Origin of the sequence: Nocardia sp. JMUB6875, from assembly GCF_041154655.1 — a bacterium.
Taxonomy (GTDB): Bacteria; Actinomycetota; Actinomycetes; order Mycobacteriales; family Mycobacteriaceae; genus Nocardia.
Genome location: NZ_BAAFGR010000037.1, coordinates 23,964 through 46,393, shown reverse-complemented (window position 1 = coordinate 46,393; position 22,430 = coordinate 23,964). Strand labels below are relative to the sequence as shown.

Below are 22,430 nucleotides of genomic sequence, written 5' to 3'. Positions count from 1 at the left end.
ATGACCCGAAACGCCGAGCACGACAGCGAATACGACGTGTTCGATCTGCTGACTGTCGCAATCCTGAACTCGGTCTGGTACCTGGTGACCGCCGCGGTGGTGACGGTCTGGTGGGCGCTGCTGTTCCCGATGTTGTCGCTGCCGGTGATGGTCTCGGTGGCGGCGGGTTGGCAGTGGGGTTGGCCTGTCGGGGTCGAGGTGGCCGGGGGCTTCACCGCGGGGATCATGCTCTGGCGCTGGAGGCGTCCGGAGATGTTCGAGCGGTGGGTCACCTGGCGCATGCGATCCCGTTTCCTGGTCTGGTGGCGCTATCGGCGCTGCTGGCTTGCCCTGATCCGGGCCTGCCACCTTGCGATGCCTACTGCCCGCGGCTGGGCGTACCCGGTGATCCTCGAGGTTCGCATCGGCGATATCACCGACCACGTACTCGTGCGGATCCCACCCGGGCAGGTCCCTGGTGATTGGGCCCGTCAGGAAGTGGCTCTGGCGCATGCGTTCGGCGCGTTCGAATGCCGAGCGTGTCTGGCCGGGCCGGGTCGTGTGGAACTGGTGTTCCGGCACCAGGATTCGCAAGTCGAAATGATCGGCCTGCATGAAGTTGACGGCTGGGAATGGGGCAAGGGAGCCGCGGCATGACCAGCGTTGCTACCGTCGCTGACGGCTTTTCCCTGTTGGAAATGGCTATGGCTGCGGCTGATGAGACGGGGGTGTGTCGGCGGCCGATCACGATGCGGGTTGAGGATCCGGCGACCGGGATCGTTCGCTATGTTCCGGCTCCGTGCGGGAACACGCTCGAATCGCAGTGTCCCGCGTGTGCGAAACGTAAGTGTGCCATACGGATTCAGCAATGCCGTGAAGGCTGGCACATGGATGCCGAACCGGAGATCCCGGACGGCCCGCCGGTCGAGTTGGACGGTCAGACCGACCTAGAGGAGCAGGAGGAGCAAGGACAGCGGCGTCGGCGCTCCACTCGGCGGCGGCAGGATGCTCCGAATCTGCCACGGTTGAAGGTCGAGAATCGTACTGTCGGTGAGGTTTTCGCGGGCAAGTACCAGCCGGGCATGTTCCTGACCCTGACCATGCCCTCGTACGGGCCCGTGCACCAGGACGGCGCGGTCAACCGCAAGGGCGAGGTGTGCGGGGACGGATCACCGATCGACCCGTACAGCTACGACTATCCTCGGGCTGCCCGAGACTGTATCCACTTCTCGCGTTTGTTTTCGCGGTGGGTGCAGAATCTGCGGCGGGCGGTCGGCTGGAATGTGCAGTACTTCGCGACCGTCGAGCCGCAGCGGCGTGGGGCTCCGCATGTGCATCTGCTGATCCGCGGGGCGGTGACCAAGGAGATCCTGCGGCAGGTGACGGCGGCGACCTATCACCAGGTCTGGTGGCCGCATCACGACGTGGAGGTCTACGGCGCCGGCCGAATGCCGGTCTGGGACTACGACGCTAAGACGTTCGTGGATCCCGACACCCGGATCCCGCTGCCGGGCTGGGAGCAGGCCCTGGACGTAATGGACAGCGTGGACGAGCTGGAGCCCGCGCACGTGATCCGGTTCGGTTCGCAGATCAAGCCGAAAGGCATTCTGAAGGGCACCCCGAAGGCCGATGCCGCGATCGGGTATCTCGCGAAGTACCTGACCAAGTCGGTGTCCGAGATCCTCGAGCCGCCGAATCAGCGCACCGCGGAGCATTACGACCGATTGCATGCGGAGCTGCTGCGCACTCCATGTTCGGACCGGTGCCCGGTGTGGTTGCGCTACGGCATCGTGCCCAAGGGCGTCGGTCCGAAGACCCATCCGGGTTACTGCCGTGGTCATGCGCACCAGCGAGATTGGCTGGGTGTGGCCGGTGATCGGCAGAAGGTCTCCGAGCGGTGGACCGGTAAGACCATGGCCGACTACAAGGCCGAACGGCGCGAGTTCGTTCGGCAGCTGCTCGACGGCGCGGGCATCGAACAGCCAGACACGTCGGGCTTGATCGTGACAGTGGTCGGGCCCGGTGATCCGGCCGTGCCTCCTCGCGAGCATTTGATTTTGGCTGCGATCGCGCAGCGCACCGTATGGCGTGTCGAGTATCAGCGGGTGCTCGAAATGCTGGGACCGCCAGAGGCACAAGAAGATTCGGCAACGTCATCGGTGCCGATGGAAGGAGAACAGTGATGCAGATCGTGGAGGGGCGGCGACGACTTCGGAGAGCGGAACCGGCTGCCTACACCGTGGAGCAGGCGGCCGAGCTGTTGGGCGTCTCGCGGAACAATGCCTACCAGGCGGTGCATGACGGGGTAATTCCTGCCAAGCGGGTCGGGCGGCGCTGGGTGATTCCGTGCAAGGCGTTTCACGAGTGGCTCGACTCGCCGGACAACGTACCGGAGGCGGTGTAGCGCTATGGGGTTTATCGAACCGACCGAGTCGGGGAAGTGGAAGGCGTATTGGCGCGAGCCGTCCGGGGCGCAGCGGTCCAAGACACTGCGGACCAAGGGGGAGGCCAAGACGTTCCTGGCGCAAGTCGAATTGTCCAAGGCGACAGGCAATTACGTGTCTCCGCATGCGGGCCGGACCAAGTTCGGTGATCATGCGCGGGAGTGGATGAAGTCGTGGAACATCGACCACACCACGCGGGCGCGGGACCTGTCGATCATGCGGACGCATGTGCTGCCGTACTGGGAGGGCTGGCGGCTCGGCAAGATTGATCACCTGTCGGCGCAGAAGTGGATCACGGGCCTGTGTGAGCAGCGATCCCGTGCCACGGTCGCGGAATGCAAGCGGCTGATGTCGGGGGTCATGCGCTCTGCGGTGCGTAACCGGCTCATCGGTGCGGATCCGACTGTGGGCGTGCGGATTCCGAAACGGCGGGTGCGTGACACGGACCACCGGGTGATCAGCAAGGAAGAGGTTCGGCAACTACTGCTACCGGCGGTGCGGCCGGAACGGTATCGGGCTCTGGTGGCTACGGCGGCGTTCACGGGCTTGCGCTGGGGTGAGGCCGTGGGCCTGTGCGCCGACGCGCTCGACTTGGAACAGCGGGTACTCCATGTGAAGCGGACCGTGATCGAGGTGTCCGGGCACACCGAGTTCAAGCCGTTCCCGAAATCACGGGCAGGGGTTCGCACAGTGCCGCTGCCCAAGTGGCTCGTGGCCGAGCTGGAGGACCACAGGCGGGCGTATCCCGCGGGGCAGCGGGGCCTGATCTTCTGCAACGAGGTCGGGGGAGCGTTGCGGCGCACCCTGTTCCGCTCCCGGGTATGGCGTCCGGCGCTGGTGCGGGCTGGGCTGCTCGGCGAGATCTCGGAAGTGGACGGCAAATTCGAAGCGGTCTGGATGGACGAGGAGGGCGAGGTTTACTCGGAGGTGTTCGGCAACTACGACCAGGCGGTGCGCCACGTCGCGCGGCATGAGTTCGGCGGGCTCCGCTTCCATGATCTGCGCCACTCGTACGGGACATGGCTGGCTGACGACGGCGTGGAACCGAACAAGATCGCACGGGTGATGGGGCACGAGAACATCACCACCACCTTGCAGCTCTACGTCCGGCGCACCTATGACGCAGACACCATCCGTGGGCTTCTCGGTGACGGCGACGAACCGGACGAGCAGGAGGGGGACGAGGCTGCCGACGACTCCGCGAAACGATAGCTGCTGCCTTTTCGCTGCCTTCTCGGGCTCGCGCGGAAACAGTGGTGATCATGGAACGAGGAAGGCCCTGACCAGATGAACTGGTCAGGGCCTTCTACTGTGTCTCAACCAACACGTCGGGGTGACAGGATTTGAACCTGCGACCTCTTCGTCCCGAACGAAGCGCGCTACCAAGCTGCGCCACACCCCGTGAAGCGAACCTGGAGTAGCTTAGCGCACGGGTGGTCGAGACGTTAAATCGGCTGGTCAGGTGGTCTAAAGCAGGCGAAAAGTGGCGAACAGTTTACGCGCGAAATCGGCGGTGACCGAGCGATCCACGCCGGTGTCGGCGAGGAGTACCAGGACCAGTGAGCCCTTGCCGGTGCCGACGCCGATGGCGAGGGTGTAGACGGAGAAGGTGGTGGCGCAGCCGGCGGGGGCGGTGAAGGTGCCAGTGGTTTCGACGAAGGTGCCGTTGAGGGGACCGCTGGTGGTGGCGAAGGGCTGGGGTGCGCCCGTGGTGAGCGAGGTCTTGGTGGAGTAGCCGATGCGGGCGGCGTGGCTACCGGTATCGGTCGCGGCCGACGCGGCGTCGTCGATCTCCGAGGTGGTCAGAAACATGGTGGTGCGCACATTGTTCGGGCAATAGTCCGCGCCCTCCTGGGCGACGCCCACGGCGGGGATGCTGTCGTTGTCGGGGCCGTAGTCGGTGGCGGTCTGATCTATGGTCCAGTCCTTGGGGATGTCCCAGGCGGCCTTCAGATCCTTGGGCACATCCACCTGATAGCCGGGAATCTGGGGCGTGAGCGTGGTCGTGGGGCCGGTGGTGGTCGGGCGCGGGGCGGAGGTGGTCGGCCGCGTGGTCGAGGTGGGTTTGGCGGAGCTGCTCGGGGCGGCGGTGGTGCCGGAGTCGCGCATCACCAGCACGATCGAGACGACCACCGCGATGACCACCACCAGCGCGCCTACTCCGGCAAGCAGCCATAGTCGGCCGCGACCGCCGCCGGGTGGATTGGGCGGGAACATGTTCGGTCCGGTGGAGTAGGGATTCTGCACCGGCGGAACCGGATTCGGTCCAGACATGTATGGCGGGGGCTGGTACGGATTCGGCCCGGACTGATACGGGGTCGGTGCGGGGCGCGGATTCGGCGCGGACACATAGGGATTCGGGCTCGGATACGGCCGCGGTGGCGGATTCGGGCTGGGCGTCGAGTGCCGCTGGCTCGGCGGACCCTGCCACCAGTCCCCGCTGGATGTCGTCTGCTCCGGATCGATGCCCCGGTCGTCGCTTCCATCGCTCATCGTCGGACCCCCTGTCGGACGAGTTGTGCTGTGTCCCTTACAGAATCGCGGCAACCCCTACTGGATCGGGCGGATGCTGGCGAGGATCTGCTTGGCCAGGGTGGTGTCCACCGCCTGTGCCACGCCCGTGTCGGCCGCGATGGTGAACACGAAGGCGCCGTTGTCGCCGGGGAAGGCGAAGGTGTAGACGGAATAGGTGGAGGCGCAGCCCGCGGCCGGGGCCGTGGCATTGCCCTTGGTCTCCAGGTAGACGCCCTGCAACTGGCCGTCCGAGGACTGGAAGGACTCGGGGCTGCCGGGGGTCGAACCGGTGGACGTCCAGCCCAGTCGGCCCACCCGGGCGCCGATGTCGGCGGCGGCCTTGGCCGGATCCGTCTCCTCGGACTGGGTCAGGAAGACATTGGTGCGCACGCTGTTCGTGCAGTAGTTGACCCCGTCGTCGGCCAGCCCGGCCACATCGATGGCGTCCGCGCCGGTGCCGAGGGTGCCCGGTGCGTTGCCCTCCACCTTCCAACCGGACGGAATGTCATAGGCCGCACCGTTGTCCGGGATCGTCACCACCTGGAAGCCGGGAATGACCGCGGTGGGTGTGGTGGTCGGCTTCGCGCCGGTGGTCTTGGTGGCGCTCGGACGGCCGGACTGGGTCGGCTTGGCCGTCGTGGAGGTGAGCGCGCTGATCAGCGACGGCGTGGTGGTCGATTTCGCCGACGGCTCATCGGATTTCGAGTTCACCAATGCCACGACCACCACCGCCGCGATGATCGCGACCACCAGTGCGCCCAGGCCGACGAACAGCCAGACCGGGCGCTTACCGCCCGCCGGCGGGGGATAGGGCGGCTGCTGACCGCCGTAGCCGGGCGGTGGGCCGCCGAACGCCTGCGTCGGCGGGTATTGGGGCTGGGCGGGCTGGTACGGGCCGGAGGGATAGTTCTGGCCGTACGGGCCGCCCGGCAGCGGATTCGTCGGCTGCGGCCCGTAGCCGGGCTGATCCGGTTGCGGGGCAACATGGCCCGGCTGTTGCGCGGGTCCCTGCCACCAATCCGGGTTCTGCTCGCCCCGGTCGTTCCCACTGGTCACGGTTGCCCCCTGACTGACGACTACATACCGCGTTGTATATCGCGGCCGGCGATCACCGCGCGACAGCCTCCGATGACGCGGTGCGTCCGCGCCCGGTCTCGGCGGCCGGCTTCTTCGGCGGTGCGCCGACCAGCGTCAGCAATGTGGCCTCCGGGCGGCAGCAGAAGCGGTACGGCGCCCACGGCGAGGTGCCCAGGCCCGCCGACACGTGCAGCCGGGTGTGCGCGCCCCAGCGCGAGGCGCCCTTCACCCGGGCCCGGTCGATGCCGCAATTGGTCACCAGCGCACCGAAACCCGGCACGCACAGCTGCCCGCCGTGGGTGTGGCCCGCCATGACCAGGTCGTAGCCGTCGGCCGCGAACCGGTCCAGCACCCGCGGCTCGGGGGAGTGGGTGAGCCCGATGCTCAAGTCCGCCAAGGGATTCGGCGCGCCCGCCACGGTGTCGTAGCGATCCCGCTTCAGGTGCGGATCGTCCACGCCGGCCGTCGAGATCTTCACCCCGGAGACCTCGAGATCGCGGCGCACATGCGTCAGATCCAGCCAGCCCCGCTCGGTGAACGCGGCCCGCAGATCCTGCCACGGCAGCGGATCGCCGAAAACGCGCTTGTGGTCCTTCTTGAAGTACTTGAGCGGGTTCTTCGGCACCGGCGCGAAATAGTCGTTCGAGCCGAAGACGAAAATGCCGGGCCGCGCGAGCAATCCGCCCAGCGACTGCACCACCGCGGGCACCGACTTCTGATGCGAGAGATTGTCCCCGGTGTTCACCACCAGGTCCGGCTCCAGCCGGTCCAGCTCGCGCAGCCAGGCCTGCTTCAGCTGCTGCCCGGGCATCATGTGCAGGTCGCTGATGTGCAGCACCCGCAGCGAGGGCTTGCCCGGTTCCAGGACCGGTAGCGTCGCTTCCCGCAGCGTGAACGCATTGCGCTCGATCAGGGTCGCGTATCCGATTCCGGCGACCGCGGCCCCGGCGGCTCCGAGTGCGGCACGGCTGAGGGCGGTGGTCGAGAAGACGGGCATTTGCCCAGAATAGGCGACCCGGCGGAGAAACATCGAGTCAAATGAGCTGGACCACGATAGAAGTCCCTCGTACCGTGTCGCTCATGTCGGAACTCAAAACCAAGCTGCGATCGGATATGACCACCGCGATGAAGAGCAAGGACGCGCTGCGCCTGGGCACCCTGCGCATGCTGCTGTCCGCGATCCAGAACGCCGAGGTCGCCGGACCCGCCGCCCGCGAGCTTTCCGACTCCGAGGTGATCGCCGTCCTGCAGAAGGAGGCGAAGAAGCGCAACGAGGCCGCCGTCGTCTACGAGCAGGCCGGGCGCGGCGAGCTGGCCGCCAACGAGCGCGCCGAGGAACAGATCATCGACGAGTACCTGCCGACCCAGCTGACCGAGGCCGAGGTGGGCGATATCGCCGACACCGCCATCGCGGAGGTCGCCGAGGAGATCGGCGAGCGGCCGGGCATGAAGCAGATGGGGCAGGTCATGAAGCGGGCCACCGCGCTCGCGGCCGGGCGCGCCGACGGGTCGCGGATCTCGGCGGCGGTCAAGGCCCGGCTCTGAGCTGCCGACAAATAAAGAAAGGCCCGGAGTGATTCATTCACTCCGGGCCTTTCTTCATCTACCGCGGCCTACCGCGGGATCGGGATCGGTATCGGGATCGGCGGCAAGTTCGGGATCGTGATCGTCGGTATCCCCGGCGCCGCGGGCGGCGCGTTGGGCGCGGGCGCGGGTATCTGACTGCCGTCGCTCACGTACAGCGTGATCACCGAGCCCGGGATCGCCGACCCGTTGGGCGAGACGTTCATGACCGTGCCCTTGCCCGCACCCGGCTGGGTCGTCACCGACACCTGGAAGCCCGCCGCCACCAGCGTCGAGGTGGCCTCGGCCTGCTGCATGCCGATCACGTCCGGGATCTGCGAGTTGTTCGCGCCGCGAACGTATTTGTCGTCCAGCGGCGGCAGCGCCGCGGGTGGGAACCGGTCGAGCACGTTCTTCATCGCGCCCAGGAAGGTCCTGGCGGGCTCGTTACCGCCGTAGAGGTTGCCGCTGCCGCAGTTGCGCAGCGGCGTGGTGCAGATCTCGCCGGGGGTCGGGCTGTCGCCGTAGACGTAGCTCGCGCCGGCGAAGGAGTTGGTGAACGCCAGGAAGGCCGAGGAGCGGTGGCTCTCGGTGGTTCCCGTCTTGGCCGAGCTCGGGATGTTCCAGCCCACGGCGTGCGCCGAGGCGGCACCGGTACCGCTCACCACGTCCTGACTCAGGGCATTGGCCAGCGTATTGGCCAGACCGGGATCCACCACCTGCTCACAGGCCTGCTGGGTCAGCGGCACCGCCTTGCCGTTGCGGTCCACCACCTCCTTGATCGGGGTGGGTGGGCACCACTTGCCGCTGGAGGCCAGGGTGGCGGCCACATTCGACAGCTCCAGCGGGTTGATCGCCACCGGGCCCAGGGTGAACGAGCCCAGGTTCTGATCCTTGATCATGTCGGCCAGGCTCTGGTTGCCGTGGCCGGAGGTGCCGGGCTGGGTGTAGGAGCGCATGCCCAGCCGGACCGCCATGTCCACGGTCGGGGAGACGCCCACGGCCTGAATCAGCTTGACGAAGGCCGTGTTCGGCGAGGTCGCCAGGGCCTCGGTCACCGACATGGAGCCCTTGTAGGCGCCCGCGTTCTTCACGCAGTAGGTCTCCGGCGGGCAGCCCGGGGTCCCGGAATTACCCATGCCCTTGGCCGAGAAGGTCGCTGGAACGTCGAGGGTGGCGTTGATGCCCAGGCCCTTCTCCATGGCCGCGGCCGTGGTGAAGATCTTGAAGATCGAGCCCGCGCCGTCACCGACCATCGAATACGGCTGCGGCTGCACGGTTTGATGCGCGCCCGAGTCCAGTCCGTAGACCCGGCTCGAGCCCATGGCCAGCAGCGGATGCGAATCCTGGCCGGGGGCCACGATATTCATGACCTCGGCGATATCGTCCAGATTGGGGTTGGCGTTGGCGGCCAGCGAATCGCGCACCTGGTCCTGGACCGCCGGGTCCAGGGTGGTGCGAATCAGGTAGCCGCCCTTCTCGATCTGATCGCGGCTGATGCCCGCGTTGTTCAGGTACTGCAGCGCGTAGTCGCAGAAGAAGCCGCGGTCATTGGCCGCGATGCAGCCGCGCGAGAGGCCCTTGGGCTCGGGCAGCACGCCCAGCGCCGTCTCCTTGGCCTTGCGGTACTCGTCCGCGCGGTTGGGCACGTTCTGGATCAGCGTGTCCAGCACCGTGTTCCGCCGCTCCAGCACGCCCGTGGGGTTGGTGTAGGGGTTCAGCTTGGAGCTGGACTGCACCATGCCGGCCAGCATGGCCGACTGCGGCACGTTCAGATCCTTGGCGTCCACGCCGAAGTAGGTCTGCGCGGCGTCCTGAATGCCGTAGGAGCCGTTGCCGAAGGGCACCAGGTTCAGATACCGGGTGAGGATCTCGTCCTTGGTGAGCCGCTTGTCCAGCGTCAGCGCCATGCGGATCTCGCGAATCTTGCGAGCCGGGGTGGTCTCGACCGCGGCGCGGCGCTCGGCATCGGTCTTGGCGACCACCAGCAGCAGGTAGTTCTTCACGTACTGCTGGTCGATCGTCGAACCGCCCTGCGACACCTGGCCGCCCGAGGTGTTGGTCAGGAAGGCGCGGAAGGTGCCCTGCCAGTCCACACCGTGGTGGTCGGCGAAGCGCTTGTCCTCCACCGAGACCAGCGCCAGCTTCATGTCGTTGGAGATCTTTTCGCTGGGGACCTCGAACCGCCGCTGCTCGTAGAGCCACGCGAACGGCGTCCCATTGGCGTCCACCATGGTCGAGACCGCGGGCACGGTGCCCTCGACCAGTTCGGCGGAGACATTGTCGACGGCGTCGGCGGCGCGGTTGGAGATGAACCCGAAGCCACCGGCGAGTGGGAACAGCAGTCCGGCGAGCAGCACCGCGGCCAAGACGCACGCGCCTGCCAGTCTCCAGAGCGTTCGTGTGATCGGCACGAGCCCTAGCCTAATTGGCCTCGCGGACACTCGGTGTTCGCCCGCCGGGGTGTCCATACGTCCGAAAAGAGACGGACTGTCCGGTTCCATGCAACGAATGCGTGGACGGACGTACCAGAAAATCTCGGGACGGTCTTGCGCAGGCCATGCACCTTTACCTAGATTGAGAACCCAGTGTGATAGAGCTAACACTCAAAGTGGAATGTGGTGCAGAACGCAGTGGGGTTGGGTAACTGCGCGCTGCACTCGCGATTCTGGAGCGCCGCTGACCCGGTGTTCGGACTGCAAAGGGGCACACCAAATGCACATGACTACCCCGATCGCTCGATTGGACGTGGAGCAGGCCGAAGCGAGAATCGCCTGGGTTTCCCAGGCCCGATGCAAGGAAGTGGATCCCGACCAGCTGTTCGTGCGTGGCGCAGCACAGCGCAAAGCGGCCACCATCTGCCGGCACTGCCCGGTGCTGATGGAGTGCGGGGCGGATGCCCTGGACAACCGTGTCGAGTTCGGCGTGTGGGGCGGCATGACCGAGCGGCAGCGTCGTGCGCTGCTCAAACAGCATCCGGAGGTGACGAGCTGGGCGGACTTCTTCCGCGTCCAGCGATCACAGAAGGTAGCGATGTAAGCGAGTATCCTTCACCCAGATCCCCCCTATAAGCAGAACGGATCGAGCCCGCGGAAGCGGGCTCGATCCGTGCCCGGGGTCAGATCGGGCATTTCAAGCAGAAGCGACGAAAGCCTCGGCTCTGTCAGTAGGGCTTGGCACCGGGGTTTTCACGCGGACTTCGCCGCACCTGCTTCGGCCAGCTGATCGCCGACGGCGCGCAGCGCTTCCAGGTCCGCGACCTCGAACGGGAGCGCGGTGACCGCGACGATCGGGACGCTGGGATGCGCGCCCGTGAACCGGTGCAGCAGATGCTGTTCCCGCTTGGCGGTGGCGGCCCGGCTGGCGTGGATGCGCAGCACCGCGGCGGTCAGCGCCTGGGGTGTCTCCGAGTCCGGTTCGCCCGCATTGCCGTTCGTCGGCGTCAGGGGGGCTAGACGGTCCGCGGCCACCTGCGCCTGCTCGGCGGACAGCGAACTCAGCACCGGGTGCGTCCGATTCAGCACCAGACCCGCCAGCGGCATCTTGTCGTGCGAGAGCCGATCCACGAAGAAACTCGCCTCGCGCAGCGCGTCCGGCTCGGCCGCGGCCACCACCAGGAAGTGGGTGCCCGGCCGCGAGAGCATGGCGTAGGTGCGGTCGGCGCGATCCTGGAAGCCGCCGAACATGGACTCCAGTGACTGCAGGAAGACACTGGCGTCTTTGAGCAACTGCCCGCCGACGATGGTCGAGACGCCGCGCAGCGCCAGGCTCATGGCGCCGGCCACGAACTTCCCGACACCGCGGCCCGGGGCCATGATGACCCGAATCATCTTGCCGTTGAGGAAGTTCCCCAGCCGCTTGGGCGCGTCCAGGAAGTCCAGCGCGTTGCGCGAGGGCGGGGTGTCCACCACGATCAGGTCCCACTCGCGCTTGGCGGCGAGCTGTCCCAGCTTCTCCATCGCCATGTACTCCTGGGTGCCACCGAAGGAGGATGCGACGGTCTGGTAGATCGGGTTGGCGAAGATCTGCTCGGCCTTCTCCGGAGTGGTGTGCTCGAGCACCATCTCGTCGAAGGTGCGGCGCATGTTCAGCATCATGGCGAACAGCTCGCCCTTGGCCTCGGACCCGAGTTCCACCTTCTGCGGGACGTTTCCGAGATCGCTCACACCCAGCGACTGGGCCAGGCGACGCGCCGGGTCGATGGTCAGCACCACGACCTTGCGGCCGGACTCCGCGGCGCGCAGCGCGATGGCCGCGGCCGTGGTGGTCTTGCCGACGCCGCCGGAACCGCAGCACACCACGATGCGGGCCGAGGGATCGGCGATGATCTTCGAAATGTCGAGGGGCACAGTGCCCGCCGGAACGACCATGACTAGCGAACCCCCTGGGCGCTCAAGACTTCGGCCAGCTCGTAGAGCCCGCCCAGATCCATGCCGTCGGTCAGCGACGGCAGGTACAGCCGCGAGATGTCGACCTGCGCGAGTTCGGCGGCGCTCTCGTCCTGGGCGGCCAGCCGCGCGGAATGTTCCACGGTCTCGGCGACCAGGCCCTGGAAATCGGCCTCGGACAAGGTGATTCCGGCCTCGGCGAGACCGGCCTTCAGCGCGTCGACGTCGACGTCACCGGTCGCGGCGCGCTCGCGCACGGCCCGCGGCAGGTAGCCCTCGCCGGCCCGGTTCACGATCACGGTGCCGATGTTCAGGTCATTGGCCGTGAGTTCGGCGATGGCGTCGGCGGTTTCCTGCACCGGCAGCGCTTCCAGCAGCGTGACCAGGTGGATCATGGTCTGCGGCGAGTGCAGCAGCTTGGAGACGCCCTCGGCCTGCGAGGCGATCGGCCCGCCGCCGGCGATCTCGGCCATGGCCTGGGTGACGTCCAGGAAGCTGGCGATGCGGCCGGTCGGGGGCGCGTCGATGACGATCTCGTCGTAGGCCGGCTTGCCCGACTTGTCGACGCGCACCGCGCATTCCTTGATCTTGCCGGTGAGGATCACGTCCCGCAGGCCCGGCGCGATGGTGGTCACGAATTCGATGGCCCCGACCCGGCGCATGGCGCGACCGGCGAAGCCCAGGTTGTAGAACATGTCGAGGTATTCCAGGAAGGCGTGCTCGACATCGAGCGCCAGCGCCAGCACCTCGCCGCCACCGTCCGCGGTGGCGATGCGAGTCTCGGTGGGCGGCAACGGCGGCAGGTCGAACAGCTGCGCGATGGACTGCCTGCCCTCGACCTCGACCAGCAGTACGCGGCGGCCCCCCGCCGCGAGTGCCAGTGCCAATGCCGCGGCGACCGTCGACTTACCGGTCCCACCCTTGCCGGATACGTAGTGCAAGCGGGCCTTGTCCGCTCGCTCCGGCCACCCTGCTTCGACCCCCGGCTCAACCGAAACGGGCACTGCTATCGGTACTCCCACGCTCGCGAGCCTATAACTCGTTCTGGAATCCTGCCCACAGGACTTGGCAACTGTCTGATACACCACTCGGGACTTGTAATTCCCAATCCCGCACAGTAGTCGGAGGGCCGGGGGAACTGGGGCAACCGTGCCGGGGCTAGTCTCAGGCCATGAGTGATGTGACCGTGTGGGAATACGCGACGGTGCCCCTGTTGACCCATGCCACCAAGGCCATCTTGGACCAGTGGGGTTCCGACGGCTGGGAACTCGTCACCGTGCTTCCCGGGCCCACCGGCGAACAGCATGTCGCCTACCTCAAGAGGAGGAAGTAGCTGATGGGTTGGGCTGAGAACCTGAAGAAGCTCGGACTCGAACTGCCCCCGGCCCCGCCGCCGGTCGCGGTCTACGTGCCGGGCGTGCGCAGCGGGAACTACGTCTACACCTCGGGCCAGCTGCCGTTCGTGAACGGTCAGCTGCCGCTCACCGGCAAGGTCGGCGCCGAGCTCACCATCGAGCAGGGCGCCGAGATGGCCAAGCTGGCCGCGCTCAATGCCCTTGCGGTGGTGCACGATCTGGCCGGACTCGACAATGTGGTCCGGATCGTGAAGGTGGTCGGCTTCGTCGCCTCGGCGCCCGGCTTCAACGATCAGCCGCTGGTCATCAACGGCGCCTCCGAACTGCTCGGCGAGGTGCTGGGCGAGGCGGGCGTGCACGCGCGCTCCGCGGTCGGCACCTCCGAACTGCCGAAGAACACCCCGGTCGAGGTCGAGCTCATCGCCGAGGTTCGCTGAAGCGACCGGCGCACCGCTGAAAGCGACTGGCGCACAATCGAAAGCGCGGTGCGTCCAACACTGGACGCGCCGCGCTCCGTGCATTAGGACGAATGAATGACGCTCACCCACCCCGCGTATGAGCAACTGCGGCAAGTGACTCCGTCCGCCGCCGTCGTGCTGGCCGACAATCCCGGCGGAATGACGTTGCAGGGCACCAACACCTGGCTGCTGCGCGCGCCCGGCGCCACCGAATACGTTGTGGTGGACCCGGGTCCGAAGGATCGCGCGCACACCGAGGCGCTGGTCCGCGAGACCGGCGGCGAGATCGCCCTGACCCTGATCACCCACAAGCATCACGACCACACCGGCGGCATCGACCGCCTGGTGAAGGCCGCCGGAACCCCGGTGCGCGCCAAGGACTCCGAATTCCTGCGCGGCTCGGGCACCGTGCTGACCGACGGCGAGGTCATCGAGGCGGCGGGCCTGCGCATCACCGTGCTCGCCACCCCCGGCCACACCGAGGACTCGCTCAGCTTCCTGATCGACGGTCCGGACGGCGAACGGGCGCTGCTGACCGGCGACACCGTGCTCGGCAGCGGCACCACCGTGCTGGAGTCCTGGAACGGCGCGCTGGCGGCCTACCTGGACTCGCTGGACCGGCTGGTGGCGGTCGCGCCCGGCCGGCACCTGCTCCCGGCCCATGGTCCGGACCACGCCGACGCCGAACCGGTCATCCGCTACTACATCGCGCACCGCGAGGAACGGCTGAACCAGGTCCGCGCGGCGCTCGAGAAGCTCGGCCCCAAGGCCGGATCGCTGCGCATCGTCGCCGAGGTCTACGCCGATGTCGACAAGCGGCTGTGGCCGGCGGCGCAGAGTTCGGTGAAGGCGCAGCTCGAGTACCTGCGTTCGAGGGGCTAGAAAACACAGAAGGACCGGGCATCACCGCTACGGGGGTGATGCCCGGTCCCGCTGTGTAGTTCGTGGTCCCTTATCGGGCCCGGCGAGCCAGCCGCTCCGAGTCGGAGATGAGCACGCTCTTGCCCTCGAGCCGCAGCCAGCCGCGGTGCGCGAAGTCGGCCAGCGCCTTGTTCACGGTTTCGCGGGAGGCGCCGACCAGCTGGGCGATCTCCTCCTGGGTCAGGTCGTGGGTCACGCGCAGCGCGCCCGCTTCCTGGGTGCCGAAGCGCTGGGCCAGCTGCAGCAGCGCCTTGGCGACACGACCCGGGACATCGGTGAAGATGAGGTCGGCCAGGTTGTTGTTGGTGCGGCGCAGGCGGCGGGCGAGGACCCGCAGCAGCTGCTCGGCGATCTCCGGCCGCTGGTCGATCCACGCCTTGAGGGCGTCCCGGTCCATGGTGACCGCTCTGACCTCGGTGACGGTGGTGGCCGTCGAGGTGCGCGGACCCGGGTCGAAGATCGACAGCTCGCCGAACATGTCCGACGGACCCATGATGGTCAGCAGGTTCTCGCGACCATCGGGGGAACGGCGGCCGATCTTCACCTTGCCGGAGGTGATGATGTACAACCGATCGCCGGGCTCGCCCTCGTTGAAGATGACGTGGCCGCGCGGGAAGTCAACGGGCTGCAGCTGTTTGGCGAGAGCCGCCACCGCGGTGGGCTCTACGCCTTGGAAGATGCCTGCTCTGGCGAGGGCCTCGTCCACGAATGTGCTCCTTATGGGAAATGGCTCTGTCCTGGACCGAAACGACTCGGCCGACAGTGCAGTCTACTTTGCAATACCGCCGGGTAGTGATAGACACCACGCGCCGAGCTCATTCTCGAACACACGTAGCCCCAGTACGCGACACGCAACGACGGTTTCGCGACACGCTTCCCTACGAATCTACGACACGCCGTGAGACGGGTGTCATGAAGATCGTAAAAAGTGGTCCGGGGCCCAAGGCCGCCGGACCACCAGGCCATCGACCCGGGCGGATCAACTGGCCTGTGCGACGTCCATTCCCTTGGCCGCCGGCCGGGCGCGTCGCGGACGCGCCGCCGCGGCGGGCAGACCCAGCTTGGTCAGATCGCTGACCTCGGCATTCGTGGCTCGATCGAGGTACTGCTGGACTTCGGGGTCGGGTTCGAGGAGTTTGCGAAGTCGATTCTCGACCCGTTCCATCACCAACGCGAACAGCATCAGCGCTATCGGAAACAGCACCACAGCGAGTCCTTGCATAGGCAGCAGTAAACACGCCGAAGGTCTCAGATGGAACACGGCGGGTACTCAGCCCGGTTGTGGGGCAGTGCTGGTTCCGTAAGGTGGACGCGTGCGTGTCTCTGAATCCAACGCGGCCGTGAGCGGGCAAGACCCGGATAATTCGGGCGTGCTCACAGGTGGTGACGGGGCGTCCGCGGATGTCACGGATGCGCCACGGTTTTCGCGCCCGGCCAGAGCGAACAAGCGCGCCAAGGAGACTCGAATCGGCCTGGTCCGCCGCGCACGGCGGATGTACCGGGATATGACCCTGGAGTTCCCCGGCGCGCACTGTGAGCTGGATTTCACCACGCCCCTCGAATTGGCGGTCGCCACAATTCTTTCCGCGCAGTGCACGGATGTGCGGGTGAATATGACGACCCCGGCGGTGTTCGCGAAGTACCGCGGCGCACGCGATTACGCCGAGGCCAATCGCGCGGAGCTGGAGGAATACATCCGGCCCACCGGCTTCTATCGCAACAAGGCCAGTGCGCTCATCGGGCTGGGCCAGGCGTTGGTGGAGCGCTTCGACGGTGAGCTGCCCCACACCCTCGACGAACTGGTCACGCTGCCCGGCATCGGGCGCAAGACCGCGAACGTGATCCTCGGCAATGCCTTCGGCGTCCCGGGTATCACCGTCGACACCCATTTCGGGCGGCTGGTGCGGCGCTGGAAGTGGACCGAGGAGGAGGATCCGGTCAAGGTCGAGCACGCCATCGGCGAGCTGATCGAGCGCAAGGACTGGACCATGCTCTCGCACCGGGTGATCTTCCACGGGCGGCGCGTGTGCCATGCCCGCAAGCCGGCCTGCGGCGCGTGCTTCCTGGCCAACGAGTGCCCGTCCTTCGGGGCGGGCCCGACCGATCCGACCGAGGCGGCCAAGCTGGTGAAGGGCCCGGAAACCGAGCATCTTCTCGGACTGGTCGGCCTGTGAGCGCGGAGACCGCGCGGGGTAATACCTGGTGGCGATGGGTGCTGGCGGCGGTGATCGTCGCGGTGGCGGCGGTCGTCGCGCTGTGGCCGCAGCTCACTCGCGATGCCGATAAGACCGCCGCGACCGGTACGAACAAGACCGCGCAAGCCGTCGAACCGTCCGTGTCCGAGGCAGATCGGGCCGCGACCGCCCTGGCCGCCTGCCCGCAGCCCAGCGGTGCGCCCGTGGGGGACAGTCCGCTGCGCGGTCTCGAGTTGAAATGCCTGGCCGATGGCAAGCCCGTGGATCTGGTCGCGGCGCTGGCCGGAAAACCCGCGCTACTGAACCTGTGGGCCTACTGGTGCGGTCCGTGCGCGGAGGAACTGCCGCTGCTGCAACAGTTCTCGCAGCAGGCGGGGAACTCGCTGACGGTTCTCACCGTGCACAGCGATACCGGCACAGCCAAGGCGCTGTCGCGGCTGAGCGGGCTGGGTATTCACCTGCCCGGGGTCGAGGATCCGAATGCCAAGGTGCGCACCGCCGTCGGGGCGCCGGCCGTGTTGCCGATCTCGGTGCTGTTGCGCGCCGACGGCACCGTGGCCAAGGTCGTGGTGCGGCCGTTCACCAGCGTCGAGGACATCTCCGCTACGGTCGCCGCTGAATTGGGAGTGAGAGCGTGAGACTCGGAGTGAGAGCGTGAGACTCGAGGTGTCCGCCAACGGGATTCCCGGCTGGCTGCACGGGGTGGCCGAGCACGATCCGGCCGATCCGGCCGGGGTGAATCCGGTGCTGCGGCGAAATGCGATGCGGCGCTTCGCGGCCGCCGCGACCCGCTCCCGGGAAGCGGCCGTGCTGGTGTTGTTCGGTGGATCGCCCGAGGCGGATCCGACCGCCAAAGGTGGATTACCGCCCGATGCCGACGTGCTGCTCACCCAGCGCGCCGCCACCCTGCGCCAGCACAGCGGCCAGGTGGCGTTCCCGGGCGGCGGCGTCGAGCCGCAGGACGACGGCCCGATCAGCACCGCCCTGCGCGAGGCGCAGGAGGAGACCGGCCTGGACCCCGCGGGCGTGGAGCCGATCGCGGTGCTGCCCAAGATCTTCGTGCCGCCCTCGCGGTTCGATGTGACACCGGTGGTCGCCTACTGGCGCACCCCCGGCGAGGTGGGAGTGGTGAGCGAGACCGAGGCCGCGCGCGTGGCGCGGGTGCCGATCAGCGAGCTCATCGATCCGGCGAACCGTTTCGTGGTGCGGCATCCGCTGGGCTATATGGGCCCGGCCTTCACCGTGGACGGAATGCTGGTGTGGGGGTTCACCGCCGGCGTGCTCGCGGGCCTGCTGGCGGTGTCGGGGTGGGAGACCGAATGGGACCATCACGATGTACGTGATCTGCAGGCCGCATTGGCCGCGGTAGGGATGACATTATGAGCGCCTCTGGCTGGCTCGACCTCGGGATCATCATTCTGGCGCTGCTGGCCGCCACCTCCGGGTGGCGTCAGGGCGCGGTCGCCTCGGCCCTGGCCTTCCTAGGCGTGATTCTCGGTGCGGTGGCGGGCATTCTGATCGCGCCGCACATTCTCGAGCACCTCAGCGAGGGCCGGACCCGGGTGCTGGTGGGCGTGCTGCTCATCGTGGCGCTGGTGATCGTGGGCGAGGTCGCGGGCATGGTGCTGGGCCGGGCCGCGCGCGGCGGCATGCGGGATCCGTTCACCCGCAGTGTGGACAGCGTGGTGGGCGCGGGCCTGCAGGCGGTGGCGGTGCTGGCCACCGCGTGGCTGCTGGCGCTGCCGCTGACCAACTCCTCGCAGCCCGGAATCGCGGCCGCGGTCAGCAACTCCCAGGTGCTGCGCAATGTCGACCATGTCGCGCCGGACTGGTTGCGCCGGGTGCCGAACGACTTCTCCAACCTGCTCAACACCTCCGGGCTGCCGGACGTCATCGGCCCGTTCGGGCACGTCCCGATCACCGCGGTGGAGCCGCCCGACGGCAGTGTGCTGCAGCTGCCGGTGGCCCAGCAGCTGCAGAGCAGCGTGCTGCGCATCCGTGGCATCGCGCCCAGTTGCCAACGGCAGCTGGAGGGTTCGGGCTTCGTGGTGGCGCCCGAGCGCATCATGACCAACGCGCACGTGGTGGCGGGCACCAATACCGTCAGCGTGGACACCGCGCGCGGGCCGCTGCCGGCCACCGTGGTGCTGTTCGACTCGTCCAAGGACGTGGCGATCCTGGCGGTGCCTGGCCTGAACGCGCAGCCGCTGGAGCTGGCCCCGGCCGACGCCACCTCGGGCGAGAGCTCGATCGTGCTCGGCTACCCGGGCGGCGGGCGCTACACCGCCAGCGCGGCGCGCGTGCGCGAGACCCTGAACCTCAAGGGACCGAACATCTATCGCGACGCCGACGTCAAGCGCGAGGTGTACACGATTCGCGGTCAGGTCCGGGCCGGTAACTCCGGCGGGCCGCTGGTGGACACCGACGGCCGGATCCTGGGCGTGGTGTTTGGCGCGGCCACCACCGATGACGACACCGGGTACGTGCTGACCCTCGACGAGGTGCGGCCGGAATTGAATTCGGCGGCAAGCCAATCGACGGCGGTCGGGACGGGCAGCTGCGTGCTGAGCTGAGTTATCGGCTCAGCCCAGGAGTTTCGCGATCTCCGCGGTCACCGCATCCGGACTCTCCTGGTGCGCATAGTGACCCGCGTCCGGAATCCCGACCACGCGCCGCTGCGGGGCGAGCTGCCCGCCGCGGCGGATGGTGCTGGCCAGGATGTACCGGTCCTGCTCGCCGTAGAGCGCCAGCGTCGGGATCCGCACGGGTTCGCTCATGGCCGCCATGAAACGCCGGCCGTCGGGCCGCCATTGGCTGCGGAAGGCCCAGCGCTGATACTCCAGGGCGCAGTGCGCCGCACCCGGAATCCGGATGGCGGTGCGCATGCGGCGCGCGGTGTCGGCGAATTCCGCGGTGGCCGAGAACTGTTCGCCGACCCGGGCGCGCAGCAGCAGTTCGATCTCGATGCCGTCGTCGCGGGTGAGCCGGTTCTCGGGGACGCGCGGCAGCTGGCAGCGCAGGAAGTCCGGTAGCCAGGCCGCCCGCTGCCGCCGATCGCGCAGCACGGCCCGCTTCAGGGCCACCGGATGCGGGGAGCTGATCAGCGCGATGGAGCGCACCAGGCGCGGCTGCAGCACCGCGGTCGCCCAGCACACCAGCCCGCCCTCGGCGTGGCCGACGAGGGTGGCCTCGGTGTGCCCGAGCGCGCGGATCAACCCGGCCACGTCACCGGCCAGGGTCCAGCCGTCGTAGCCGCGCGGCGGCTTGTCGGAATCGCCGTAACCGCGCAGGTCGACGGCCACCGCGCGGAATCCGCGCGCCGCCAACCCGGTCAGCTGATGCCGCCACGACCACCAGAAGTCACCGAAGCCGTGCAGCAGCACCACCAGCGGCGTGTCGGGATCGGTGTAGGCCGTCCCGGCGGGCACGGCCTCGACCACGTGGAAGCGAATGCCGTTGGCGTGCACGTCCCGATGGGCCCACGGTCCGTCGTAGCGGACGGTGGACGGATCGGGCTGCGAATTCGACGACACGCCGAGGGAGCGTAATCGAAGGTCTAGGTCCGGGGCTTGCCGAGTTCGAGCGTGGCGTCCCCGGCCGGCTCGTCGGTGTGGCCGAAACCGCTGGGCAGCACGGTCTTCGCCTCCTTCAGCGACTCGATGGTCTTCTCCGGGGCGCGCAGCTTGCGCACCTTCAGATAGCCCAGCAGCGCGAAGGCCGCCACCGCCGCGATCATCAGCAGGAACACCACCAGGAACGCGGCCCAGCGGTACAGCCAGTTGTCGAGCAGCTCGGCGAGGAAGAAGAAAAAGAAGAAGGAGCTGAACAGCAGGATGGTCAGCGCCAGGATGAAGTAGACGCTGCCCTGCAGGCCCTTCTTGATCTCACCGGTCACCTCGGCCTTGGCGAGCTCCACCTCGGCGCGCACCAGGGTCGACATCTGCTCGGTCGCGTCGCGGACCAGCGTGCCGAAGGTGGCCGACTGATGGGCGTCGACATCGGACAACGGAATCGAGGTGACGGTGCGGGTGCGGTTCCCGTCGTAGCCGTTACCGCCCTGTGTGAAGCTCAATTGCTCGACCCTTCTCCATCGTCCCGGTAGTACTGTCCGGTGTCACTCTTGACTTTGCAGCGCTCGCGCGTCCCGTTGTGCCTGGTGAGCACGCCCACGACGCAACAGTAGCGCCGAACCGGCCAGGGAAGCCGCCAAAGACGTGAGCAACACCGCCGCTTTTGCGAGTTCTGCTTCGGATCCGTCGCCGACGTCTTCCAGTGCCAGTTCTGCCACCAAGAGGCTAACGGTGAAGCCGATGGCGCCCAGTACCGACAGGGCGAACATGTCCCGATAACCGAGATCACCGGGCCGTTCCGCGATCCCCAACCGCACGGCGAGCCAACTGGATCCGAAGATGCCGACCGTCTTGCCGATCAGCAGACCGGCGATGATGGCCAGCGCCAACCGGTCGGTGAACAGCTTGGACAGCACATTCGAGTCCAGCGGCACGCCCGAGGCGAACAGCGCGAACAGCGGCACACAGATGGCGGCGGAGATGGGCTGGAAGAAATGCTCGAGCCGGGCCGCCGGGACGCAGTGCTCGTCCTCGTCCGCGTCCGGTCGCACCCGGGTCAGCAGGCCGCAGGCGACACCGGCCAGGGTCGCGTGAATTCCGGCCTCGTGCAGGGCGTACCAGGACAGCAGGCCCAGCGGCACATAGATGAACGGGCTGCCGAGCCGGAACTTCTGGGCCAGCGCCCAGCCCGCGAAGCACGCGATGGCGACGAGCAGCCACAGCATCTTCAGCGTGGTGGTGAACAGCACCGCGATCAGGATGATGGCGATCAGGTCGTCCACCACGGCCAGGCTGAGCAGGAACACCCGGGCGCTGGCCGGAATCCGCGATCCGGTCATGGCCAGCACGGCCAGCGCGAAGGCGATATCGGTGGCGACCGGGATGGCCCAGCCACGGTCCATGCCCGGCTCGCCCCAGCCGACCGCCATGGCGATCAGCGCGGGCAGCACCACACCGCCGACGGCGGCCACGATGGGCAGGGCGGCGCGCTTGCGGTCGGCGAGCTCACCGACCACCAGCTCGCGTTTGAGCTCCAGCCCGGCCACGAAGAAGAAGATGGCCAGCAGGCCGTCCTTGGTCCAGTCGGCCAGGGTGAGGTCCAGATGGAGGGCGGGAATCGCGAGCCTGGTCTCGACCATGGTGGTGTAGCTCGCGCCCCACGGGGAGTTGACCCAGATGAGCGCGCCGGCGGCCGCGATGAGAAGTAATGCGCCGCCGAAGGTTTCGGTTCTCAGGTAGCGCGCTAACTCCGAACGAACCTGGGCAATCACCGGTGCACCTTTCAGCCGTCGACAAGAACAGCGGCGTGCACACCACTGACGGGATCGACGGCACGACCGCATGCCGACCAGACTTCCCGGCACACCTTTTGCGCAATTCTAACGGTTTGCCGGAAACCTTTTGACCACCGCACACGCGACGAGGCCCCGCAACCAGTGGTTACGGGGCCTCGCGTGGGCTCTCGG

24 protein-coding genes and 1 tRNA gene are annotated in these 22,430 nt (G+C 67.6%); 13 read left to right on the top strand and 12 right to left on the bottom strand.

Annotated features, from left to right (window positions below):
- The 4 genes from ACAM49_RS12205 to ACAM49_RS12190 are packed head-to-tail and all read left to right on the top strand — an operon-like array spanning window position 1 to window position 3,635.
- The gene (locus ACAM49_RS12205) at window positions 1–636 is read left to right on the top strand and encodes a hypothetical protein (RefSeq protein WP_369635575.1); all 636 of its coding nucleotides are present in this window, start codon (window positions 1–3) and stop codon (window positions 634–636) included.
- Window positions 612–2,162, top strand: a complete 1,551-nt coding sequence (locus ACAM49_RS12200) for a replication initiator (protein ID WP_369635574.1) — start codon at window positions 612–614, stop codon at window positions 2,160–2,162. Before ACAM49_RS12205 ends, ACAM49_RS12200 begins: the two co-directional genes overlap by 25 nt.
- Entirely contained in the window at window positions 2,162–2,383 is a 222-nt protein-coding gene (locus tag ACAM49_RS12195; protein WP_369635573.1) for a helix-turn-helix domain-containing protein, read from the top strand. The genes ACAM49_RS12200 and ACAM49_RS12195 overlap by 1 nt, the downstream gene beginning before the upstream one ends.
- A gap of 4 nt (window positions 2,384–2,387) precedes the next feature.
- Window positions 2,388–3,635 carry a tyrosine-type recombinase/integrase gene (locus ACAM49_RS12190; protein ID WP_369635572.1) on the top strand — a complete coding sequence of 416 codons (1,248 nt, stop codon included), beginning with the start codon at window positions 2,388–2,390 and terminating at the stop codon, window positions 3,633–3,635.
- A gap of 116 nt (window positions 3,636–3,751) precedes the next feature.
- On the opposite strand, the gene ACAM49_RS12185 is transcribed toward ACAM49_RS12190, so the two are convergent.
- The 4 genes from ACAM49_RS12185 to ACAM49_RS12170 form a co-directional block, all read right to left on the bottom strand.
- A tRNA-Pro gene (locus ACAM49_RS12185) sits at window positions 3,752–3,825 on the bottom strand.
- 65 nt (window positions 3,826–3,890) lie between these two features.
- Window positions 3,891–4,916 carry a hypothetical protein gene (locus tag ACAM49_RS12180; RefSeq protein ID WP_369635571.1) on the bottom strand — a complete coding sequence of 342 codons (1,026 nt, stop codon included), beginning with the start codon at window positions 4,914–4,916 and terminating at the stop codon, window positions 3,891–3,893.
- A 57-nt stretch (window positions 4,917–4,973) separates the two neighbouring features.
- A complete protein-coding gene (locus ACAM49_RS12175; RefSeq protein WP_369635570.1) occupies window positions 4,974–5,993 on the bottom strand; it encodes a hypothetical protein in 1,020 nt (339 codons plus the stop codon).
- A gap of 52 nt (window positions 5,994–6,045) precedes the next feature.
- Entirely contained in the window at window positions 6,046–7,011 is a 966-nt protein-coding gene (locus tag ACAM49_RS12170; protein ID WP_369635569.1) for a metallophosphoesterase, read from the bottom strand.
- A gap of 83 nt (window positions 7,012–7,094) precedes the next feature.
- Between ACAM49_RS12170 and ACAM49_RS12165 the strand changes: the two genes are divergently transcribed.
- A complete protein-coding gene (locus tag ACAM49_RS12165) occupies window positions 7,095–7,559 on the top strand; it encodes a GatB/YqeY domain-containing protein (RefSeq protein WP_369635568.1) in 465 nt (154 codons plus the stop codon).
- Between the two features lie 68 nt (window positions 7,560–7,627).
- Here ACAM49_RS12165 and ACAM49_RS12160 read toward each other — a convergent pair whose 3' ends face one another.
- On the bottom strand, window positions 7,628–9,991 hold the full coding sequence (locus ACAM49_RS12160) for a penicillin-binding protein (protein WP_369635567.1): 2,364 nt from the start codon (window positions 9,989–9,991) through the stop codon (window positions 7,628–7,630).
- 301 nt (window positions 9,992–10,292) lie between these two features.
- On the opposite strand from ACAM49_RS12160, the gene ACAM49_RS12155 reads away from it, so the two are divergent.
- Complete coding sequence (locus ACAM49_RS12155) at window positions 10,293–10,616, top strand: WhiB family transcriptional regulator (protein ID WP_033089817.1); 324 nt, start codon at window positions 10,293–10,295, stop codon at window positions 10,614–10,616.
- Between the two features lie 149 nt (window positions 10,617–10,765).
- On the opposite strand, the gene ACAM49_RS12150 is transcribed toward ACAM49_RS12155, so the two are convergent.
- Window positions 10,766–11,947: an ArsA family ATPase gene (locus ACAM49_RS12150; protein WP_369635566.1), complete on the bottom strand. Its 1,182-nt coding sequence runs from the start codon at window positions 11,945–11,947 to the stop codon at window positions 10,766–10,768.
- Window positions 11,948–11,949: 2 nt separating this feature from the next.
- Window positions 11,950–12,969: an ArsA-related P-loop ATPase gene (locus tag ACAM49_RS12145; protein WP_369635565.1), complete on the bottom strand. Its 1,020-nt coding sequence runs from the start codon at window positions 12,967–12,969 to the stop codon at window positions 11,950–11,952.
- Window positions 12,970–13,136: 167 nt separating this feature from the next.
- On the opposite strand from ACAM49_RS12145, the gene ACAM49_RS12140 reads away from it, so the two are divergent.
- The 3 genes from ACAM49_RS12140 (at window position 13,137) to ACAM49_RS12130 (ending at window position 14,660) form a co-directional block, all read left to right on the top strand.
- A complete protein-coding gene (locus ACAM49_RS12140) occupies window positions 13,137–13,298 on the top strand; it encodes a DUF4177 domain-containing protein (RefSeq protein ID WP_086007868.1) in 162 nt (53 codons plus the stop codon).
- A gap of 3 nt (window positions 13,299–13,301) precedes the next feature.
- A complete protein-coding gene (locus tag ACAM49_RS12135; RefSeq protein ID WP_369635564.1) occupies window positions 13,302–13,757 on the top strand; it encodes a RidA family protein in 456 nt (151 codons plus the stop codon).
- A 96-nt stretch (window positions 13,758–13,853) separates the two neighbouring features.
- Complete coding sequence (locus ACAM49_RS12130) at window positions 13,854–14,660, top strand: MBL fold metallo-hydrolase (RefSeq protein ID WP_369635563.1); 807 nt, start codon at window positions 13,854–13,856, stop codon at window positions 14,658–14,660.
- Between the two features lie 70 nt (window positions 14,661–14,730).
- Here the strand turns inward: ACAM49_RS12130 and ACAM49_RS12125 are convergent, their stop codons facing one another.
- The gene (locus tag ACAM49_RS12125; protein ID WP_019044571.1) at window positions 14,731–15,405 is read right to left on the bottom strand and encodes a Crp/Fnr family transcriptional regulator; all 675 of its coding nucleotides are present in this window, start codon (window positions 15,403–15,405) and stop codon (window positions 14,731–14,733) included.
- Window positions 15,406–15,678: 273 nt separating this feature from the next.
- On the bottom strand, window positions 15,679–15,921 hold the full coding sequence (locus tag ACAM49_RS12120) for a hypothetical protein (protein WP_033089361.1): 243 nt from the start codon (window positions 15,919–15,921) through the stop codon (window positions 15,679–15,681).
- 271 nt (window positions 15,922–16,192) lie between these two features.
- Between ACAM49_RS12120 and nth the strand changes: the two genes are divergently transcribed.
- The 4 genes from nth to ACAM49_RS12100 are packed head-to-tail and all read left to right on the top strand — an operon-like array spanning window position 16,193 to window position 19,467.
- Complete coding sequence (gene nth / locus ACAM49_RS12115; RefSeq protein ID WP_369635588.1) at window positions 16,193–16,873, top strand: endonuclease III; 681 nt, start codon at window positions 16,193–16,195, stop codon at window positions 16,871–16,873.
- Window positions 16,870–17,532: a TlpA family protein disulfide reductase gene (locus ACAM49_RS12110; protein WP_369635562.1), complete on the top strand. Its 663-nt coding sequence runs from the start codon at window positions 16,870–16,872 to the stop codon at window positions 17,530–17,532. The genes nth and ACAM49_RS12110 overlap by 4 nt, the downstream gene beginning before the upstream one ends.
- Window positions 17,533–17,560: 28 nt before the next feature.
- Window positions 17,561–18,277, top strand: coding sequence for a CoA pyrophosphatase (locus ACAM49_RS12105; protein WP_369635587.1), 717 nt, complete (start codon window positions 17,561–17,563; stop codon window positions 18,275–18,277).
- Window positions 18,274–19,467 carry a MarP family serine protease gene (locus tag ACAM49_RS12100; RefSeq protein WP_369635561.1) on the top strand — a complete coding sequence of 398 codons (1,194 nt, stop codon included), beginning with the start codon at window positions 18,274–18,276 and terminating at the stop codon, window positions 19,465–19,467. Before ACAM49_RS12105 ends, ACAM49_RS12100 begins: the two co-directional genes overlap by 4 nt.
- Window positions 19,468–19,476: 9 nt before the next feature.
- Here the strand turns inward: ACAM49_RS12100 and ACAM49_RS12095 are convergent, their stop codons facing one another.
- Genes ACAM49_RS12095 through nhaA form a run of 3 tightly spaced genes read right to left on the bottom strand, consistent with a single transcriptional unit; the run spans window position 19,477 to window position 22,235 of the window.
- Complete coding sequence (locus ACAM49_RS12095; RefSeq protein WP_369635560.1) at window positions 19,477–20,427, bottom strand: alpha/beta fold hydrolase; 951 nt, start codon at window positions 20,425–20,427, stop codon at window positions 19,477–19,479.
- Between the two features lie 23 nt (window positions 20,428–20,450).
- Complete coding sequence (locus tag ACAM49_RS12090) at window positions 20,451–20,966, bottom strand: phage holin family protein (RefSeq protein ID WP_369635559.1); 516 nt, start codon at window positions 20,964–20,966, stop codon at window positions 20,451–20,453.
- Window positions 20,967–21,008: 42 nt separating this feature from the next.
- On the bottom strand, window positions 21,009–22,235 hold the full coding sequence (gene nhaA / locus ACAM49_RS12085) for a Na+/H+ antiporter NhaA (RefSeq protein WP_369635558.1): 1,227 nt from the start codon (window positions 22,233–22,235) through the stop codon (window positions 21,009–21,011).
- Between the last annotated feature and the right edge of the window lie 195 nt (window positions 22,236–22,430).

Excerpts from the sequence above, each read along its gene's own strand:
- ACAM49_RS12205 (WP_369635575.1), top strand. The coding sequence starts at position 1 with ATGACCCGAAACGCCGAGCACGACAGCGAATACGACGTGTTCGATCTG.
- ACAM49_RS12200 (WP_369635574.1), top strand. The coding sequence starts at position 612 with ATGGGGCAAGGGAGCCGCGGCATGACCAGCGTTGCTACCGTCGCTGAC.
- ACAM49_RS12195 (WP_369635573.1), top strand. The coding sequence starts at position 2,162 with ATGCAGATCGTGGAGGGGCGGCGACGACTTCGGAGAGCGGAACCGGCT.
- ACAM49_RS12190 (WP_369635572.1), top strand. The coding sequence starts at position 2,388 with ATGGGGTTTATCGAACCGACCGAGTCGGGGAAGTGGAAGGCGTATTGG.
- ACAM49_RS12180 (WP_369635571.1), bottom strand. The coding sequence starts at position 4,916 with ATGAGCGATGGAAGCGACGACCGGGGCATCGATCCGGAGCAGACGACA.
- ACAM49_RS12170 (WP_369635569.1), bottom strand. The coding sequence starts at position 7,011 with ATGCCCGTCTTCTCGACCACCGCCCTCAGCCGTGCCGCACTCGGAGCC.
- ACAM49_RS12165 (WP_369635568.1), top strand. The coding sequence starts at position 7,095 with ATGTCGGAACTCAAAACCAAGCTGCGATCGGATATGACCACCGCGATG.
- ACAM49_RS12155 (WP_033089817.1), top strand. The coding sequence starts at position 10,293 with ATGCACATGACTACCCCGATCGCTCGATTGGACGTGGAGCAGGCCGAA.
- ACAM49_RS12150 (WP_369635566.1), bottom strand. The coding sequence starts at position 11,947 with ATGGTCGTTCCGGCGGGCACTGTGCCCCTCGACATTTCGAAGATCATC.
- ACAM49_RS12140 (WP_086007868.1), top strand. The coding sequence starts at position 13,137 with ATGAGTGATGTGACCGTGTGGGAATACGCGACGGTGCCCCTGTTGACC.
- ACAM49_RS12135 (WP_369635564.1), top strand. The coding sequence starts at position 13,302 with ATGGGTTGGGCTGAGAACCTGAAGAAGCTCGGACTCGAACTGCCCCCG.
- ACAM49_RS12130 (WP_369635563.1), top strand. The coding sequence starts at position 13,854 with ATGACGCTCACCCACCCCGCGTATGAGCAACTGCGGCAAGTGACTCCG.
- ACAM49_RS12120 (WP_033089361.1), bottom strand. The coding sequence starts at position 15,921 with ATGCAAGGACTCGCTGTGGTGCTGTTTCCGATAGCGCTGATGCTGTTC.
- nth (WP_369635588.1), top strand. The coding sequence starts at position 16,193 with ATGTACCGGGATATGACCCTGGAGTTCCCCGGCGCGCACTGTGAGCTG.
- ACAM49_RS12100 (WP_369635561.1), top strand. The coding sequence starts at position 18,274 with ATGAGCGCCTCTGGCTGGCTCGACCTCGGGATCATCATTCTGGCGCTG.